The 17,577-nt window shown below is 70.6% G+C and carries 16 protein-coding genes; 13 read left to right on the top strand and 3 right to left on the bottom strand.

Features of this window, described 5'->3' with window-relative positions:
- The first annotated feature begins 49 nt into the window (after window positions 1–49).
- The 10 genes from MNO14_RS09835 to MNO14_RS09790 all read left to right on the top strand — a co-directional run bounded on the left by MNO14_RS09835 (window position 50) and on the right by MNO14_RS09790 (window position 10,230).
- Window positions 50–1,258, top strand: a complete 1,209-nt coding sequence (locus MNO14_RS09835; RefSeq protein WP_241943583.1) for an MFS transporter — start codon at window positions 50–52, stop codon at window positions 1,256–1,258.
- Window positions 1,259–1,647: 389 nt separating this feature from the next.
- Window positions 1,648–3,864, top strand: coding sequence for a TonB-dependent siderophore receptor (locus tag MNO14_RS09830; protein WP_241943582.1), 2,217 nt, complete (start codon window positions 1,648–1,650; stop codon window positions 3,862–3,864).
- A gap of 157 nt (window positions 3,865–4,021) precedes the next feature.
- Entirely contained in the window at window positions 4,022–5,326 is a 1,305-nt protein-coding gene (locus tag MNO14_RS09825; RefSeq protein ID WP_241943581.1) for an MFS transporter, read from the top strand.
- Window positions 5,327–5,355: 29 nt separating this feature from the next.
- Window positions 5,356–5,820 (top strand): DMT family transporter, encoded by a 465-nt coding sequence (locus MNO14_RS09820; RefSeq protein WP_241943580.1) that lies wholly within the window; start codon window positions 5,356–5,358, stop codon window positions 5,818–5,820.
- Window positions 5,817–6,440 carry a hypothetical protein gene (locus MNO14_RS09815; protein ID WP_241943579.1) on the top strand — a complete coding sequence of 208 codons (624 nt, stop codon included), beginning with the start codon at window positions 5,817–5,819 and terminating at the stop codon, window positions 6,438–6,440. Before MNO14_RS09820 ends, MNO14_RS09815 begins: the two co-directional genes overlap by 4 nt.
- 67 nt (window positions 6,441–6,507) lie before the next feature.
- Entirely contained in the window at window positions 6,508–6,873 is a 366-nt protein-coding gene (locus MNO14_RS09810) for a DUF6164 family protein (protein ID WP_241943578.1), read from the top strand.
- Between the two features lie 123 nt (window positions 6,874–6,996).
- Window positions 6,997–7,212 (top strand): hypothetical protein, encoded by a 216-nt coding sequence (locus MNO14_RS09805; RefSeq protein WP_241943577.1) that lies wholly within the window; start codon window positions 6,997–6,999, stop codon window positions 7,210–7,212.
- 108 nt (window positions 7,213–7,320) lie between these two features.
- Window positions 7,321–8,880: a leucyl aminopeptidase gene (locus MNO14_RS09800; protein ID WP_241943576.1), complete on the top strand. Its 1,560-nt coding sequence runs from the start codon at window positions 7,321–7,323 to the stop codon at window positions 8,878–8,880.
- Window positions 8,881–9,256: 376 nt separating this feature from the next.
- On the top strand, window positions 9,257–10,009 hold the full coding sequence (locus MNO14_RS09795; RefSeq protein ID WP_241943575.1) for a sulfurtransferase: 753 nt from the start codon (window positions 9,257–9,259) through the stop codon (window positions 10,007–10,009).
- Window positions 10,006–10,230, top strand: coding sequence for a hypothetical protein (locus tag MNO14_RS09790; protein WP_241943574.1), 225 nt, complete (start codon window positions 10,006–10,008; stop codon window positions 10,228–10,230). The genes MNO14_RS09795 and MNO14_RS09790 overlap by 4 nt, the downstream gene beginning before the upstream one ends.
- A gap of 201 nt (window positions 10,231–10,431) precedes the next feature.
- Here the strand turns inward: MNO14_RS09790 and MNO14_RS09785 are convergent, their stop codons facing one another.
- On the bottom strand, window positions 10,432–11,187 hold the full coding sequence (locus MNO14_RS09785; RefSeq protein ID WP_241943573.1) for a glutamine amidotransferase: 756 nt from the start codon (window positions 11,185–11,187) through the stop codon (window positions 10,432–10,434).
- 112 nt (window positions 11,188–11,299) lie between these two features.
- Entirely contained in the window at window positions 11,300–13,129 is a 1,830-nt protein-coding gene (locus tag MNO14_RS09780; RefSeq protein WP_241943572.1) for a DEAD/DEAH box helicase, read from the bottom strand.
- A gap of 226 nt (window positions 13,130–13,355) precedes the next feature.
- On the opposite strand from MNO14_RS09780, the gene MNO14_RS09775 reads away from it, so the two are divergent.
- The 3 genes from MNO14_RS09775 to MNO14_RS09765 all read left to right on the top strand — a co-directional run bounded on the left by MNO14_RS09775 (window position 13,356) and on the right by MNO14_RS09765 (window position 16,345).
- On the top strand, window positions 13,356–14,036 hold the full coding sequence (locus MNO14_RS09775; protein ID WP_241943571.1) for a glutathione S-transferase: 681 nt from the start codon (window positions 13,356–13,358) through the stop codon (window positions 14,034–14,036).
- Window positions 14,033–15,625 carry a YdiU family protein gene (locus tag MNO14_RS09770; protein WP_241943570.1) on the top strand — a complete coding sequence of 531 codons (1,593 nt, stop codon included), beginning with the start codon at window positions 14,033–14,035 and terminating at the stop codon, window positions 15,623–15,625. Before MNO14_RS09775 ends, MNO14_RS09770 begins: the two co-directional genes overlap by 4 nt.
- A 117-nt stretch (window positions 15,626–15,742) precedes the next feature.
- Complete coding sequence (locus MNO14_RS09765; RefSeq protein ID WP_241943569.1) at window positions 15,743–16,345, top strand: hypothetical protein; 603 nt, start codon at window positions 15,743–15,745, stop codon at window positions 16,343–16,345.
- Window positions 16,346–16,467: 122 nt separating this feature from the next.
- Here MNO14_RS09765 and MNO14_RS09760 read toward each other — a convergent pair whose 3' ends face one another.
- Window positions 16,468–17,457, bottom strand: a complete 990-nt coding sequence (locus tag MNO14_RS09760; protein WP_241943568.1) for a LysM peptidoglycan-binding domain-containing protein — start codon at window positions 17,455–17,457, stop codon at window positions 16,468–16,470.
- Window positions 17,458–17,577 lie beyond the last annotated feature (120 nt).

The raw sequence follows: 17,577 nt of genomic DNA, 5'->3' as shown, positions 1-17,577 counted from the left end.
TATTGTCTGCCTGCCGCTCGGCCGCGGCAAGCGCATCCAGGAGGCCCGTGTGCGCAATCCCTATGTCGACCTGTTCGCCGCGCCCGGCACCCGGGGACTGGTGCTGGCCGGAGCGCTGGCCCGACTCCCGTTGCCGATGGCCGGCATCGGCATCATCACCATGCTGGCGCAACTGCGCGGCAGCTATGCGCTCGCGGGCGCGGTGTCGGCGACGTTCGTGCTGACCTATGCGCTGCTGTCGCCGCAGATCTCGAGGTGGGTGGACCAGTACGGGCAGCACCGCGTCTTGCCGGTCGCGACCGCGATCAGCGTTGCCGGCTTCGCGCTGCTGATCGCAGGCGCCCACTGGCCCGTCGCCGACTGGGCCCTGTTTCCTGGCGCGCTGCTGGCCGGCTGCATGCCGAGCATGTCGGCGATGGTGCGGGCGCGCTGGACGGCGATCTATCGTGGGCAGCCGCGGCTGCAGACCGCGTACTCGCTGGAAACGGTGCTCGACGAGGTCGTCTTCATCGCCGGGCCGCCGCTGTCGGTGGGCCTAGCGGTGGTCGTCTGGCCCCAGGCCGGGCTGCTGGCGACGGCGCTGTTGCTGGCCCTGGGCACGGCGGCTCTGGTCGTGCAGCGCGGCACCGAGCCGCCAGCCGCCGGGCAGGCGTGCGGCGATGATCGTTCGGCATCGGTGATCCGCCTGACTGAGGTGCGGTTGCTGGCGCTGCTGATGCTGACGATGGGCGTCATCGTCGGCACGGTGGATATCGTCAGCGTGGCGTTCGCCGGGCAGATGGGCCAACCCGCTGCCGCGAGCCTGGTGCTGTCGGCCTACGCCTTTGGCTCCTGCCTGGCCGGATTGCTGTTCGGTGCCGTGCGCGTGCCGATGCCGCTGCATCGGCAACTGCTGGCAGGCGGGCTGGCGACGGCCGCGACGACGTTGCCGTTGCTGCTGGTCGACAGCATCGGCGCACTCGCTGGCGCGGTCTTCGTTGCCGGACTCTTCTTCGCACCCACGATGATCGTGGCCATGTCGTTGATCGAGCGGGTGGTGCCCGCGCATCGATTGACCGAAGGCATGACGTGGCTGCTGGCCGGCTTGAATATCGGCGTGGCGCTGGGGGCGGCGGCGTCCGGGCAGGTCGTCGATCACAGCGGCACGCGCGCCGGATTTACCATGGGATGGGTGGCGGGCGCCGCGGTGCTGCTGTTCGCGCTGTGGGGCAGCGTCCGCCTGCGCGGATGCAATGCGCGGACAGGCGAGATGGTCTGACGGGCGGACGCAATCGCCCGGAGGGCGACGCGGTTCACGGGGTCGGCTTCCAGCACCTGGCCCAGATGCGGGCGAGCGGCGCGCCATGTCCACGTGCGCACGCCGAAGTGCGAGTCGTCGGCCAACGATCGGATCGCCTGCAGCCGGCCGGGCAGGTCAGGGACGGATTGCCGGCTTACGTGCGCGGGTTCGCTTAGAAGTGAAGTGAAACGTTGACAGCTCGTTAACGAACGATAATCATTCTCGTATCGGCGCACGTATACCGCGCTGATCCGCCGCAGTCGCCACCCGTGCGAGACCGCTCGCACCGGCCAGCCCTCCCTGCCACCCGTCGCGTCGCTTTGGCGCGCGACGCGTGCCGCCTTTTGCCCGTCGTCCAAGGAACCCCCATGTCCCGTTGTACCGCTCGACCTGTCCGCCCCACCACGTCTCTCGTGCTCGGCTGCGCCGTCGCCGCCACTGCGCCGCCGGCCCGCCGCCCATTGGCGCTGGCGCTCGGGATGCTCGTGGCGGCCGCGCCACTGTTTGCGCAGGCCGAGGACAACGACAGCGGCCGGTACGCGGATGCTACTTCGCTCGATCAGGTGGACGTGCACGGCACGCGCTACGCGGCCGGGATCAAGCAGGCGGTGGACCTGAAGGACATCCCGCAGACGATCTCGGTGATCTCGCGCGAGCAGATCGAACTGCGCAATCTCTACACGCTTGAAGACGCGTTGATGCAGACGCCCGGCATCACGGTGACGGGCGTCAGCTCCGAGGGGCAGACCTACATCTCGCGCGGGTTCAACATCAGCACCTATCTCATCGATGGCGTGCCCTCGACCGGCTATCCGGGGCCGCGTCCGGACCTGACCGTATACGAGAGCGTCGAAGTCCTACGCGGTGCCTCGAGCCTGTTCTCCGGCGCAGCGCAGCCCGGCGGCGCGATCAACCTCGTGCGCAAGCGCCCGCAACACACCTTCCACGCCAGCGGCGCGCTGCTGGCCGGCAGTTGGGACAACACCCGCGCCGAGATCGATGTCGGCGGACCGCTGGTCGAGGGTGGGCAACTGCGCGGCCGCTTCGCCGCGTCGGCGCACGAATCGGACATGTTCTACGACGTCGGCCGCCGCGAGCGCTATGTCGCCTATGGCGTGACCTCGCTGGACCTGGGCGATGCCGCCACGCTGACCGTCGGTGCGCATTACCAGGATTATCTGGCGCCGATCCAGACCGGCCTGCCGGGCTACGTGGGCGGCGGTCTGCTGCCGGTCCGCCGGTCCACCTACCTGGGCGCCGACTGGAACGCACTCGACAGCCAGAGCCTCGTCGGCTTCGCCGAACTCGACTGGCGCCTGGGCGAGGACTGGCGCGCCAAGGTCACGTTCCAGCGCGCCCGCGACGAGTCCGAGAACTACTACGCCTATGTCGGCAACGGGGCGGTCCGGCCGGACAACGGCTGGGTCAGCCAGATCGCCTACTACGGCGACACCACTGAGCGCTGGACCAGTGTCGATGTCAATGTCGGCGGTGCGTTCGACCTGTTCGGCCGCGAACATGATGTGCTGATCGGCGCCGATCTGCAGAAGAGCGACTACAGCTACGTCGAGTGGCGCGACAGCGCGTTTGCGCGCATCGACGTGTTCAACCCCGATACCGCGATCCCGCGCCCGGCCTACCAGCCCAACAGCGGCGGCCTGAGCAAGACCCGCCAGTGGGGCGTGTACGGCCACGCCAACCTGAGCCTGAGCGAGTACCTGCACCTGTTGGCCGGCGCGCGCCTGAGCCAGTGGCAGATCGAACAGCGCGACGGCTTCACCCGCGACCGTCCCAGCCTGAGCAATCCGCAGCCGGTGCGCCTGGGGCCGTGGACCGAGAACCGGATGCCGTCGGAAGTCACGCCGTTCGCCGGCCTGACCTACGCGTTGAGCACGCAGTGGACGGCCTATGGCAGCTACGTCGAGAGCCTGCAACCGCAGGAGAGTCGCACCGCCGACGGCCGGTTGATCGATCCCTCGCGCGGCGAGCAGTGGGAGGGCGGCGTCAAGGGCGCGCTGATGGACGGTCGCCTGCTGCTCAGCGCGGCCGCCTACCGCATCGACCAGGTCGGCCGCGCGCAGCCCGATCCCGACAACGAGGGCTTCTACGTCGCCGAGGGCGAGGTGGAATCGAAGGGCGTCGAACTCGAAGCCAACGGTCGCATCACCGACAACTGGTCGATCTTCGGCGGCTACGCCTACAACACCAACGCCTATGCGAAGGACACCACCAACGAGAACCGGCCGTTCACGCGGATCTCGCCCAAGCATGGCCTGAAGCTGTTCACGCACTACGACGTGACCACCGGCGTGCTGGCGGGGCTGCAGTTGGGGGCGGGCGTGAACTGGTATTCGCCGGTGGAGGGCGGCATTGCGGAGACGGCCGTACCGACCGTCGTGCGGCAGGGCGGCTATGCCGTGTTCGATGCGCTGGTGGGTTACCGGGTGCGGGACAATCTGACCGTGCGCCTGAACGTCGGTAACCTGTTCGACAAGGTCTACTACACCCGTATCTCGGCCACCGGCCGCGGCAACTTCTACGGTGAACCGCGCAACGTCACGCTGTCGCTGCGCACGACGTTCTGATCGGGTGGCGTGTCGGGCGGGCCCGCGCCCCGACCCGACACGCCGCGCGTGTCGACTTCCCCTGCACGCGGGGGGAGGGGCTGCCGCGCAGCCCATCCCTTTGCAAGCCACGGCCCGTCGTGTCCAGAATGCCGGCTCCCCCCGCGTCGTCTATGCCATGTCCCCGACACCGCCCAACTCGAAAGGCCGTGTGCTGTTCGCCAGCCTGATCGGCACCACCATCGAGTTCTTCGACTTCTACATCTACGCCACCGCCGCTGTGTTGGTGTTTCCGGCGTTGTTCTTTCCCGACGCCGATCCGGCCGCGGCCACGCTGCAGTCGCTGGCCACGTTCGCGTTGGCGTTCATCGCCCGCCCGATCGGCTCGGCGGTCTTCGGCCACTACGGCGACCGGATCGGCCGCAAGGCCACGCTCGTCGCCGCATTGCTGACGATGGGCATCTCCACCGTCGTCATCGGCCTGTTGCCCACGCACGCGCAGATCGGCATCGCCGCGCCGATCGCGCTCGCGCTGTGCCGCTTCGGCCAGGGCCTGGGCCTGGGTGGCGAGTGGGGCGGGGCGGTGTTGCTCGCGACCGAGAATGCGCCACCCGGCAAGCGCGCCTGGTACGGCATGTTTCCGCAGCTCGGCGCGCCGCTGGGCTTCTTCCTGTCGACCTCCACCTTCCTGCTGCTCGGCCGGCTGATGGACGAGTCCGCGTTCCTGGCCTGGGGCTGGCGCATTCCGTTCCTGGCCAGCGCCCTGCTGGTACTCGTCGGTCTGTGGGTGCGCCTGCGCATCACCGAAACGCCCGACTTCCAGCGCGTGCTCGACCGCCATGCGCGGGTGCGCTTGCCGATGCGCGAAGTGTTGCTGCGGCACGGGCGCGGTGTGCTGCTGGGCACGCTGCTGGCACTGGCGACCTTCGTGCTGTTCTACCTGATGACGGTCTTCGCGCTGAGCTGGGGCACTGCGCAGCTCGATTACACCCGCGAGCAGTTCCTGCTGCTGCAACTGGTCGGCGTGCTGTGCTTCGCCGTGACGATTCCGGTATCGGCGCTGTATGCCGACCGCGTCGGCCGTCGTCGCACGATGATCCTGGCCAGCATCGCGATCGCGCTGTTCGGCCTGCTGGGCTTTGCGCCGTTGTTCGTCGCCGGCAGCCCCGGCGCCACGCTCGCATTCCTGATGCTCGGCCTGGCGCTGATGGGCCTGACCTATGGCCCGGTCGGCACGCTGTTGGCCGAACTGTTCCCCGCCACCGTGCGTTACACCGGCGCATCGCTGGCGTTCAATCTGGCCGGTATCTTCGGCGCTTCGCTCGCGCCGTACCTGGCGACGTGGCTGGGCGGGCGCTTTGGCCTGCAGGCGGTCGGCGCCTACCTCGCGGTGGCGGCGCTGTTGAGTCTGGGCGCACTGCTGGCCTTGCCGCGCGACCGCCCGGCCACAGGCGCGCGCGCAGACGCCGGCCGCGGCACGTAGACTGATCCGCCGCCGTGCCGGAGTCCCGCATGAACATCTGGCTGTGGTCCAGCATCGCGCTCGCCGCGGTCGTGGGCATGGCGTTGCCGCTGCAGGCATTGCTCAATGCGCGCCTGGGTGCGCTGACCCATGGGGCGCTGTTCGCGTCCTTCGTCTCGTTCGCTGTCGGTACCTGCGCGCTCGGGCTGGCGCTGGCCGCCAGCCGCACGCCCTGGCCGACGTTGCGTGAACTCGCCGCGTTGCCGCCGTGGCTGTGGCTGGGCGGGCTGATCGGCGCGGTGTTCGTGTACAGCGGCACCTTGCTGGTGCCGCGGCTAGGTGCGGCTGGGATGATCTGTCTGATCGTGGCCGGACAACTGGTCGGCTCGTTGCTGGTCGATCACTTCGGCGTGCTCTCGCAGCCGCGTCCGATCGATGCGATGCGGGTGGTCGGCGCGGTGTTGGTGGGCATCGGCGCATTGCTGGTGGTGCGGCCGTGGCGGGTGGCGACATGACCCGGCCGGCCCCGATCGCGTTGCCGCCGCCAATGCGGGCGGCGTTGGAGACCGCCTACGCCACACCGCCGCGCGCCTATCACAACCTCGCGCATGTGGCCGAACTGTTGCGCCACTACGACGCCGTCGCCGCGGGCGAGGGCTGGGCGCAGCCGATCGAGGTGTGGCTGGCGGTGCTCTATCACGATGCGATCTACGAGGCCGGCCGCAGCGACAACGAGGCACGTTCGGCGCAGCTGGCGGCCGACGCGATCGCGCGTTGGCTGCCCGAGGCGGGCGTCGACGTCGCGCGCGTGATCGAACTGATCGAGCTCACCGCGCGCCACGGCAGTCTCGCGCCGAACGACTTCCCGCCCGATGCGCACGGTGACGATACCCGGCGGTTTCTCGACTGCGACATGGCGATCCTCGGCGCCGAGCCGGCCGCATTCGATGTCTATGACCGCGGCATCGCGTCCGAGTACCGCCACGTGCCGCGCTGGCTCTACGCGCTCAACCGTCGACGCTTTCTCAAGTCGCTGCTGGCGCGCGACCGGCTGTATCTCGACGACGGCTTCCATGCCCGGCTCGATGCCCAGGCGCGCCGCAATCTGCGCCGTGCGGTGACGACCAAGCGCTGAGGCCGGGCTATCATCGCTGCACGCTGCCGCTGCGGCGGCGCCGCCGTCTCCGTTTTCTCCGATCGCCATGGCCAAACTGTTGCTCAACCTGCGCTACGTGCCCGAAGACGAGGCCGCCGAGGTGCGCGCCTTCCTCGACGAGGCGCGCATCGACTGGTACCAGACCCGGCCCAGCCCGTTCGGGATCTCGCAGGGCGGGATCTGGCTGCGCGACAACGACGACCTGCCGCGCGCCAAGGCGTTGATGGCCGACTACCAGGCCAAGCGCCAGACGCAGGCGCGCGCCGCGCAGGCGCAGGCCGAGCGCGAGGGGACCGCCGAGACCTTCGCCGACATCGTGCGGGCCGATCCGGTGCGGGTGGTGCTGATCGTTGTCGCGATCGTGGTGCTGATCGGGCTGATGGCGGTGCCCGGCTACATGCTCTCGCGCTGAGTCCGCGTCATGCCGGGGCGACGCGGCGCGCTGCAAGCTCGTGCTGTCCCGTCGTCGTCCTGGCCGGCATCGCTGCCGGCGGACGGGGACGGGCGATTCTTCGCACCCGATGAGCGCATCGCCATGTCCGGCACACCGACCCGCGCGCAGCCCAAGCCCAAGACCAAGCCCTGGACGCGGCCGAATCCGAAGCCGCGAGCCGCCCGCGGTCGGCTGAGCACAGCGCAGAAGGACGCGGCGCAGCAGCGTGCCGACGAGCACGGCCGGCGTTATCCCAATCTCGTCGACAACATGTGGGCCAGCCGCCATCTCACGAAGGACGGCGCGCCGAAAGCGTGAGCGCGGTCCGGCCGACATGACCATCGGCACGGCGTCGAGTGCGCCGGGATTGTTAAGGTCGACGGTTGCCCGCGCGTGCGGGCCCGTCCATCGCTTTCCGGAGATTCCATGCGCCGACCCCGACCGCTGCAGCCGCTGCTGCTCGCGAGCCTGATCGCCACGTTCGCCCTGCCTGCCGCCGCGCAGCGCGACATCCGCTTCGACAGCGCCCAGGCCCCGGCCGGCGGCACGCTGGTGCTGGCGGTCCCGGAAGTGACCGAGGGCGCCGCGCGCGACGGTGCGTTCGCGCGGATCGACGCCGCCAGCCAGGGTGCACTCTCGCGAGCCATCGCTGCGGCGGGCTTCAGCGGCAAGGCAGACAGCCAGCTCGACCTGCCGGGCATCGCCGGCTACGACCGCGTGCTGCTGGTCGGGACCGGTGCGGGCACGCCCGATGCGCGCCGGATCGAGGACGTCGGTGGCCTCGTCGGACGGTTCGCCGCGCGCAGCCGGGCGCCGCAGGTCGATGTGCTGTGGGAGGGCGCCGAACCGGGCGCGGCCGCGCAACTCGCATTCGGCGCCGCGCTGGGCCAGTACCGCTTCGACAAGTACCGCAGCAGTGGCGATAGCGAGGCAGCCGGCACCGGCACGCTGGTCGTGCGCAGCCCGGCCGGCGCCGAGGCCGCGCGCCACTGGGACGGCGACTGGAAGGCGGTGGCCGAGGGTGTGGCGTTCGCGCGCGACCTCGTCACCGAGCCGGCCAATGTGCTGTATCCAGAGGTGTTCGTCGCGCGGACGCGCGAGGCGTTCGCCGGCAAGCCGAACGTCAGCATCGAGGTGCTCGACGTGCCGGCGATGGAGAAGCTGGGCATGGGCAGCCTGCTGGCCGTGGGGCAGGGCAGTGTGCGGCCGCCGCGGCTGATGGTCGTGCGCTACCACGGGGGTGCGCGCGGCGAGGCCCCGGTCGCATTCGTCGGCAAGGGCATCACCTTCGACACCGGCGGCATCTCGATCAAGGGCAGCGAGAACATGTGGCGCATGAAGTACGACATGACCGGCGCGGCCAGCGCGACCGGCGCCGTGCTCGCGCTCGCCGGTCGCAACGCGAAGGTCAACGCCGTGGCCGTTGCCGCGCTGGCCGAAAACATGCCCTCTGGGACCGCCGCGCGCCCCGGCGACGTGGTGCGTACCGCGTCCGGCAAGACCTACGAGATCATCAGCACCGACGCGGAAGGGCGCATGGTGCTGGTCGATGCGCTGTGGTACGTCCAGCGTCAGGACAACCCGCGGGTGATCGTCGACATCGCCACGCTGACCGGCGCGATCGTCACCGCGCTGGGCAACGACTACGCCGGCCTGTTCACCCGCGACGATGCGCTGGCCGCACAGTTGACCGCCGCCGGCCAGGCCGCCGGTGAGCCGGTCTGGCGCATGCCGATGCATCCGGGCTACGGCAAGCTGCTCGAATCGCCGATCGCCGACCTGCGCAACGGTGGCGGCCGCCCGGGTTCGGGCACGGCGGCGCACTTCATCGGCGAGTGGATCGATCCGGGCCGCGCCTGGGCGCATCTGGACATCGCCGGTATGGCCTGGCGCGACGGCAACGAACTGTCGACAACCCCGGCCGGCGCCTCGGCCTTCGGTGTGCGTCTGTTCGACCGCTTGGTGCGGCAGCACTACGAGCGCTGAGCTCGCGCCTCACGTTCGGTGTTTCTGTACTGGCGGCTTGGGCCCCGGGTCCTAGGATTGGCGCTCCCCGTAAGGAGCGGGGGGGCTGTCCCACAGCCATCACGCGCCATGGCGATCACACTCCCGCTCCGCGACGCGGAGACGGCCGGTCCTGCAGCCGCTGCGCGCCACGGCGATCGCGCTCCCTCCCCCGCGGCGCGGGGGAGGGCTGGGGTGGGGGCATGGGGCCGCTGGCGGAACGTCTCGCCCCCGAGATCGGCGCACACGCCGCGCTCCGGCGCTTCGGCGGCTCGCTCATTCGCGCGCGCCCTACCTGTTTTTCGCAAGCGCGCGCGTCGACGCCGGGGCCAGGGCAGGCCCCGCTACAATTGCGCCCATGATCGACAACCTCGCCGCCTACCACTTCGCCGCCATCGACGACCCGGCGGCCGTCGCCGACTGGCTGCGGGGACTGGCCGAAGCCGGCGACCTGCGCGGCACAGTGCTCGTCGCGCCGGAGGGCATCAATCTGTTCCTGGCCGGCCGCGTCGAGGCCATCGACACGCTGGTCGACGGCGTACGCGCAGACCCGCGCTTCGCCACGCTGCAGATCAAGCGCAGCCGCAGTGCGGCGGTGCCCTTCGCGCGGCTGAAGGTCAAGGTCAAGCCCGAGATCATCAGCTTCCGCCGGCCCGACGCGATGCCGCTGGCGGCACCGGCACGCGCGCCCGACGTCGCGCCCGAAGACCTGGCGCGCTGGATCGCCCAGGGTCACGACGATGCCGGCCGCCGGCTGGTGCTGCTTGATACGCGCAACCGCGAGGAGGTCGCCCACGGCAGCTTCGCCGGCGCGCTGACCCTGCCGATCGACAACTTCACCGAACTGCCCGACGCGCTGGCGCCCCACCGCGACGGGCTGCGCGATGCGACCGTCGTGAGCTTCTGCACCGGCGGCATCCGCTGCGAGAAGGCGGCGCTGTGGATGCGCGCCGACGGCATGGACAACGTGCTGCAACTCGATGGCGGCATCCTGGGTTACTTCGAACGCGTGGGTGGCTTCGGCTACGACGGCCGCTGCTTCGTGTTCGACGACCGCGTCGCGCTCGATCCCGCGCTGCGCCCGCTGCACGACGGCGCGGAGGCCGCGTGAGCTGGCTCGGCTTCGTCCTGGTCATCGTCGGCATCTGGCTCGCCTTCAAGGTCGCGGGCGTGGTGCTGCGTCTGCTGGTGACCGTGTTGATCCTGGTCGCGGCCTACTGGTGGCTGGCGCCATACTTCGGCTGGCCGCCGCTGGCGGAGGTCTGGCACGTGCTGGGGCCGGAGGTGCGGCTGCCGGACGTGTCGTTGCCGGAGATCGGGGGTCGGCTGTAAGCGACGCGCCGGTGCCCCCATCCGACGCGCATTGCGTCGACCTCCCACGCAGGCGGGGAGGTGCGAGCCTGACCGTCCTTCCATAACGCACGGAGTCGCTCTGCGCCTTCCTCCGCGAAGCGGGGCATTGCACCCTTTACGGGAAGGTTGGGATGGGGGCGCGTCTGGGGCGGCCCGGTATCTCCACGCGGTCGTGTCCGCTCAGCCGAACTCCCGCGACGGCAGCACGAAGCGGCGGTCGGGCCGGCCGACGAGGTCGAGGAAGGTGTTGAACACCGCTTCGGCACGCGCCTGCATCGGCGCGATGTGCTGGGCGGTGAGTGCGCGGATGGCCTCGGCATCGTGTGGCAGGCCGGCGGTGGCGAGTTCGTCGCGATAGGCCGGCGTCCCGAGCCAGCGTTCGATCAGCGGCGCGTCCATCTCCAGATGGAACTGGAACCCGTAGGCGTTGTCGCCGTAGCGGAAGGCCTGCTGCTCGCAACTGTCGGTGCGCGCCAGGTGCACGGCGCTGCTGGGGATTTCGAAATGCCGGCCGTGCCATTGGAACACCGGCGCGCCAGCGCCGAGCGGGGCGAGCACGGGGTCGCCGAGCCCGGCCTCGGTGCTGCGTAGCGGGTACCAGCCGATCTCCGGCCGCGCGATGCGCCGCACCGGCGCGCCGAGCACGTGCGCCAGCAACTGCGCGCCCAGGCAGATCCCCAGCACCGGACGGCCGAGTTCGAGCATGCGCTCGATCGCGCGCAACTCGGTCAGCAGGTGCGCCCGCGCATGCCGGTCCTCGACGTTCATCGGACCGCCCAGCACGATCAGGCCGCGGTAGCGGTCGACATTGGGCTGCGCATCGGGCTCGCGCTCGAAGTTGACGAAGCGGATCCGGTGCCCACGCCGGCGGATCAGCGGATCGAGCGTCCCCAACGGTTCGGCGGCGACATGCTGGAAGACAAGAATGCGGGGCATCCCCCGATTCTAGGCAAATCTAAAACCGGGGTCAGAGTCGAGTTTCGCTACGAAACGCCGGGTCGAGCGCAGGTCAGGCGAAATTCGACTCTGACCCCGGTTTTGATGTGGGTCAGTCGCGGCGGGGGCCTTTGCGCGGGCCGCCGGGACGGAAGCCGGGCTTGCCGGGCGGCTTGCCGGCAAACGGACGCTTGCCGGTACGCGGCGGCGCGGCGGCCATGTCGGCATCCTCGGCGCGGCGCATGCGGATCGACTGGCCGGCGACGCGGACTTTCTTCAGGTGCTCGAGCAGTTCGCGCGGCATGCCTTCGGGCAGGTCGACCAGGCTGTAGTCGTCGCGGATGTCGATCCGGCCGATGTAGCGGCTTTCCAGGTCGGCCTCGTTGGCGATCGCGCCGACGATGTTGCCCGGCTGCACGCCGTGGACATAGCCGACTTCGATGCGGAAGGTCTCCATGCCCACGTCGGGCTCGCGCGGACCCTGGTCGGCGCGCGGCGCGCGGGGCTCGCGCGGTTCCCGCGGCTCGCGTGCGGCGCGCGAGGCCTCGCGGCCGCCGGGCCGCTCGACGAACTCGCGCTCGAACGGCTTTTCGGGCTTGCGCGGCGGGTCGAGCAGCAGCGGCGTGTCGCCCTGGACCAGCGTGGCCAGGGCCGCGGCGATCTCGGCGGCGGGCACGTTGTGTTCGCGCTCGTAGCGGTCGACCAGGTCGCGGAACTGCGCCAGTTGCGGGCTCTCCAGCGCGCCGGTGATCTTCTCCAGGAAGCGGTCGACGCGGCGCTCGTTGACGATCTCGACCGTCGGCAGCTGCATCTGCTCGATCTTCTGCCGGGTCGCGCGCTCGATCGCGCCGAGCATGCCGCGCTCGCGCGGGGCCACGAACAGGATCGCCTCGCCGCTGCGCCCGGCGCGGCCGGTGCGGCCGATCCGGTGCACGTAGCTCTCGGTGTCGTAGGGGATGTCGTAGTTGAGCACGTGGCTAATGCGCTCCACGTCCAGCCCGCGCGCGGCGACGTCGGTCGCGACGAGCACGTCGATGCGACCGTCCTTGAGTTGCTGGATGGTCTTCTCGCGCTGCTTCTGGTCGAGATCGCCGTTGATCGCGGCCGCGGCCAGGCCGCGCGCCGAGAGCTTCTCGGCCAGTTCTTCGGTCGCCAGCTTGGTGCGCGCGAAGATGATCATCGCGTCGAACGGCTCGGCTTCCAGGATCCGGGTCAGCGCGTCGAGCTTGTTGGTGCCGCTGACCATCCAGTAGCGCTGGCGGATGTTGGCGGCGGTCGTGGTGGTCGCCTTGATCGCGATCTCGATCGGCTCGCGCAGATAGGTCTGCGCGATGCGCCGGATCTGCGTCGGCATCGTCGCCGAGAACAGCGCCACCTGACGCGAGTCCGGCGTCTTCTTCAGCACGGCCTCGACATCGTCGATGAAGCCCATGCGCAGCATCTCGTCGGCCTCGTCGAGCACCAGCGCGCGCAGTTCGGAGAGGTCCAACGAGCCGCGCTCGAGATGGTCGATCACCCGGCCGGGCGTGCCGACGATCACCTGCACGCCGCGCTTGAGCGCCGATAACTGCTGGGCGTAGCCCTGGCCGCCGTAGATCGGCAGCACATGGAAGCCGGGCATATGCGCGGCGTACTTCTGGAACGCCTCGGCGACCTGGATCGCCAGCTCGCGGGTCGGGGCGAGCACCAGCGCCTGCGGCTTGCGGGCGGCCGGGTCGATGCGCGCCAGGATCGGCAGCGCGAACGCGGCGGTCTTGCCAGTGCCGGTCTGGGCCTGGCCGAGCACGTCGCGGCCCTCGAGCAGCGGCGGAATGGTCGCGGCCTGGATCGGCGACGGCGACTCGTACCCCACGCCGGCCAGCGCGCGCAGCAGCGGCTCGGGCAGGGCGAGGTCGGTGAACTTGGGGGTGGAAGCGTTGGGAATGGGCGTCTCGGCGCTCATGCTGCGGTCTCTCGTAGCGCCGGCGCAGTGCCGGTCGGGGGAACCGCATAGTGTAACCCGCGATGGCCCCGGGATTCGCGGCAGGCGCATCAGGGCATGCTCGATCATGCCGGGCTGCGGTCCGTGCAGCGATTGCCGGCCCTCGGCGCGCACGCCGCCCCGGTTCTCTGCGTCTTGTCATGCCCTGGCCCATCATGGTGACCGCGAGCCGAACGCAGAGGACCCGATGGCGACGATCCGTGTGCATCACCTGAACAACTCCCGCTCCCAACGCGTGCTGTGGTTGCTCGAGGAATTGGGGCAACCGTACGAGGTCGTGCGCTATCAGCGCGATGCCCGCACGATGCTCGCCCCCGAGTCGCTGCGCGCAGTGCATCCGCTGGGTAAGTCGCCGGTGGTCGAGCTCGACGGCCGCGTGCTGGTGGAGTCGGGGGCAATCGTCGAAACCCTGGTCGAACGCTTCGACCCCACGCATACGCTCTCGCCCGAACCGGGCGACGAGGACGCGCGGCTGCGCTACCGGCAATGGCTGCATTACGCCGAAGGCTCGGCGATGCCGCCGCTGTTGCTGACCCTGGTGATGGCGCGCCTGCGCAGCGCGCCGATGCCGTTCTTCGTGCGACCGGTCGCGCGCGGCATCGCCGACCGGACGATGAAGGCCTTCGTCGGCCCGCAGTTGGCGACGCATCTTGGCTACGTCGAGCGCGAACTGCAGGCGCAGCCGTGGCTGCTCGGCGAGCGCTTCAGCGCGGCCGACATCCAGATGAGCTTTCCGCTGGAGGCGGCGGTGGCGCGCGCCGGGGAGTACGTCGGTCCTCGCATTCGCGACTTCGTCGAGCGGATCCATGCGCGGCCCGCCTACCGGCGCGCGCTCGAGGTCGGTGGTCCGTACGAGCTGGGGCGATGAGCGCGATGGTCCTGCCGCAGGTCGTGCTGGCGCATGGCCTGCGCTTCGACAACCGTTTCGCGCGCGAACTGCCGGGCGATGCCGAGGCCGGTAGCCGGCGACGCCAGGTCGAGGGCGCATTGTGGTCGCCGGTGCTGCCGACGCCGGTCGCCGCGCCACGCCTGCTCGCCCATTCGGCCGAAATGGCGCAGGCGCTGGGCTTCGATGCCGACACCGTCGCCTCGCCAGCGTTCGCGCAGGTCTTCGGCGGCAATGCGCTGGCGCCGGGGATGATGCCCTACGCGGGCAACTACGGCGGGCACCAGTTCGGCCATTGGGCCGGGCAGCTGGGCGATGGCCGCGCGATCACGCTGGGCGAGGGCGTCGCCGACGACGGCCAGCGCTGGGAGTTGCAGCTCAAGGGCGCCGGCCCCACGCCGTACTCGCGCACGGCCGATGGGCGGGCGGTGCTGCGCTCGTCGATCCGCGAATTCCTCTGCAGCGAGGCGATGCATCACCTGGGCATCCCGACCACCCGCGCGCTGTCGCTGGTGGCCACCGGCGATGCGGTCGTGCGCGACATGTTCTATGACGGCCATCCCGCCGCCGAGCCAGGCGCGGTGGTGTGCCGGGTCGCGCCGTCGTTCGTGCGTTTCGGGCATTTCGAACTGCCGGCGGCGCGCGGGGACCTCGCGCTGCTCAAGCGCCTGGCCGACTTCACGATCGCGCGCGACTTCCCGCATCTGGCCGGCCACGGCGAGACGCGCTACGGCGACTGGTTCGCCGAGGTCTGCACCCGCACCGCGACGATGATCGCCGGCTGGATGCGTGTGGGCTTCGTGCACGGCGTCATGAACACCGACAACATGTCGATCCTGGGCCTGACGATCGACTACGGTCCCTACGGCTGGATCGACGACTACGATCCGGACTGGACCCCCAATACCACCGACGCCCAGGGCCGACGCTACCGCTTCGGCTGGCAGCCGCGCATCGCGCACTGGAACCTGGGCCGGTTGGCGCAGGCGCTGGCGCCGCTGTTCGGCGAGGTCGCGCCGCTGCAGGCCGGGCTCGACGCCTATGTCGCCGCCTACGGCGCCGCCGATCGCCGCAATACCGCCGCCAAGCTCGGCCTGCCGGATACGCGCGAGGGCGACGTCGCGCTGATGCAGCGCCTGCACGGACTGCTGCAGGCCGGCGAAGTCGACATGACGCTGTTCTTCCGCGGGCTGGCCGATCTCGACCTCGCCGCGCCGTCGCTCGATACGATCGACGAGGCGTTCTACGACCCGGCGCGGCGCGCGGCGGTCGAAGAGGGGCTGGTTGCGTGGCTGCGCGACTATGCCGCGCGCCTGGCCGACAGCGCCGAACCCGCTGCGGACCGACGATCGCGCATGCACGTCGCCAATCCGCGCTATGTGCCGCGCAACTACCTGGCCCAGCAGGTGATCGACCGCGCCGAAGGTGGCGACGCGACGGGTATCGCCGAGTTGCTTGACGTGTTGCGCCGCCCCTTTGATGATCAGCCGGGTCGCGACGCCTTCGCCGGCCGCCGCCCGGACTGGGCGCGCACCAAGCCGGGCTGCTCGATGCTGTCGTGTAGCTCCTGACGGCGCGTGCTGGCCGGGGTGGTCGCGCGGGGATGTGGCGCCGGTCGTGACCGCGGTCGCGGCCTGCCGACACCGGGCGTGGCAGGCTGGCCTTGTCTCTGACTGCCTGGAGGTCCCATGAAACCGCTCGCCGCCGCGCTCTCGCTGCTGCTGCTCGCCGCGTGCACTGATGCAGATCGTGCACCGACGTCTCCGGGCGCTGCGTCCGACCCCGGCGTTGCGCCGGCGTCGGACGCCCGCACCACCGCCGCTGCGCCGCCCGCCACGACCGGCGACACGGTCACGGCGCCGGAAAACGCCCCATTCTGTCCGGACGGCGAGACCGTCGTGTTCGGCTGCCGCAACTCGGCGGGCGTCGATGCGCTGTGCGGGTCGCCCGACGGCGCGCGCATGACCTACCGAAGCGGCGCAGCGCAGGGCGCGGCGCCACCCGCGGTCTATCCGTCCGACGACACCGCGCCGTCGCAGGCATTTCGTGGCGGCACGTTGATGTACTCGGGCGGCGGCGGTGCGTTCCTGCGATTCGACCATCAGGGGCAGGTGCATACGCTGTACACCGGCATCGGCCGTGGCTGGGAAAAAGCGGGTGTGGTGATTGCGTCGGCTGGCGACGCTCCGATCGAACGCAGTTGCGACGGTGACGTGGTCTCGCAGATCGGGCCCGCACTGTTCGCGCGGTCCGGCATCCCCACCGACCCGGCAGGCTTCGAGATTCCCTGAGTGCGACGCGCGCGGTCCGGTGTCGGGCGCCGCGCGTCAGTCCGGTCGAAGTGCAACCGGACGACCGCGCCGCTGTCGAGCGTCATGCACGCCACCGGCCATCACCGGTGGCGTTGCGGGGCTCAGTTCAGGATCGCACTGGCGCGCGCGTAGTAGGCCTCGCGGTCGGCCAGGCCATTGGTGCCGCCATTGATCAGGCGCGTGACTTGGGTGAAGTCGCCGGCATCGGCGGCGGCGTTGATGCCGCGGCTTTCCCAATACCAGGCGGCGATGCGTGCGGCATTCTCCGGCTGCGCGGCGAGCTCGGGATTGTTGACCAGGTCCAGACCCAGCGCGCGCCCGGCCTCGGTGTAGTTGGCGCGGCCGGTCACCTGGATGTAGCCGCGGCCCTTGTAGCGCTCGCCGTCGCCGGGCTGGGTGTTGCCCAGGTCCGCGCGGCCTTCGTACGCCGCGCCGCTGGCGATCTCTTCCATGTAACGGAAGCCGCCGCTCTCGTGTGCCAACTGGGCGATGAACATCGCCTGGCGCTGCGGTGTGTCGATATTGGCCTCGGCCATCGCGGCGTTGAGGTGCGGCGCGACAGCTTCGGCCGTCGCGGTGTCCAGCGTGGGCACGATCTGCTGCAATTCGGCCGCGGTGACCCCGCCCGCGCCGCCGGTCGCCGGCGGTGCGGTCGGGTCCGGGCCCTCGACCGGGCCGGCCCCGTCGCCGCCGGTCCCGCCGCCGCTGCTGCCGGGCAACTGGATCCGGTCGCCGACCCCGATCAGGTCGGGATTGCGGATCTGCGGATTGGCCTCGAGCAGCGCCTGCACGCTCGTGCCATTGGCCGAGGCGATGCCCGACAGCGTGTCGCCGGGCTGCACGGTGTAGCTGCCACCGGCGCCGCTCGCGGCCTGCGTGGCGCCGCCGGGGACGTGGATGGCATCGCCGGGATAGATGACATCCGGGTTCAGCACCTGCGGGTTCGCTGCCAGCAGCCGGTCGAGCGGCACACCGAGCTGCGCGGCCAGGCTGGACAGCGTATCGCCGTGCTGGACGGTCAGCGCGCGCCCGCTGGGCGCATCGGAGGCGGGAAGGGCGGTCTGCGGACCGACGGCGGAAATGGCGTTCATCGACGTCTCCTTCGGGGGCGGATCGCGCTGCGAGGCGGGCGGGCGATCCGGGGTGCCTTCTGGATACCCCGGTGCCGGCACCGGTCCAACTAGGGATCACCCTAAGGGCGCGGCTTCAGG

This window comes from Luteimonas sp. S4-F44, assembly GCF_022637415.1.
Lineage (GTDB): Bacteria > Pseudomonadota > Gammaproteobacteria > Xanthomonadales > Xanthomonadaceae > Luteimonas.
Note: the sequence above shows the minus strand (reverse complement) of the source record. Positions and strands in the feature narration are given on the sequence as shown.

Coding starts and splice junctions, on each gene's coding strand:
- MNO14_RS09830 (WP_241943582.1), top strand. CDS start 1,648: ATGTCCCGTTGTACCGCTCGACCTGTCCGCCCCACCACGTCTCTCGTG.
- MNO14_RS09825 (WP_241943581.1), top strand. CDS start 4,022: ATGTCCCCGACACCGCCCAACTCGAAAGGCCGTGTGCTGTTCGCCAGC.
- MNO14_RS09820 (WP_241943580.1), top strand. CDS start 5,356: ATGAACATCTGGCTGTGGTCCAGCATCGCGCTCGCCGCGGTCGTGGGC.
- MNO14_RS09815 (WP_241943579.1), top strand. CDS start 5,817: ATGACCCGGCCGGCCCCGATCGCGTTGCCGCCGCCAATGCGGGCGGCG.
- MNO14_RS09810 (WP_241943578.1), top strand. CDS start 6,508: ATGGCCAAACTGTTGCTCAACCTGCGCTACGTGCCCGAAGACGAGGCC.
- MNO14_RS09805 (WP_241943577.1), top strand. CDS start 6,997: ATGTCCGGCACACCGACCCGCGCGCAGCCCAAGCCCAAGACCAAGCCC.
- MNO14_RS09800 (WP_241943576.1), top strand. CDS start 7,321: ATGCGCCGACCCCGACCGCTGCAGCCGCTGCTGCTCGCGAGCCTGATC.
- MNO14_RS09795 (WP_241943575.1), top strand. CDS start 9,257: ATGATCGACAACCTCGCCGCCTACCACTTCGCCGCCATCGACGACCCG.
- MNO14_RS09785 (WP_241943573.1), bottom strand. CDS start 11,187: ATGCCCCGCATTCTTGTCTTCCAGCATGTCGCCGCCGAACCGTTGGGG.
- MNO14_RS09780 (WP_241943572.1), bottom strand. CDS start 13,129: ATGAGCGCCGAGACGCCCATTCCCAACGCTTCCACCCCCAAGTTCACC.
- MNO14_RS09775 (WP_241943571.1), top strand. CDS start 13,356: ATGGCGACGATCCGTGTGCATCACCTGAACAACTCCCGCTCCCAACGC.
- MNO14_RS09770 (WP_241943570.1), top strand. CDS start 14,033: ATGAGCGCGATGGTCCTGCCGCAGGTCGTGCTGGCGCATGGCCTGCGC.
- MNO14_RS09765 (WP_241943569.1), top strand. CDS start 15,743: ATGAAACCGCTCGCCGCCGCGCTCTCGCTGCTGCTGCTCGCCGCGTGC.
- MNO14_RS09760 (WP_241943568.1), bottom strand. CDS start 17,457: ATGAACGCCATTTCCGCCGTCGGTCCGCAGACCGCCCTTCCCGCCTCC.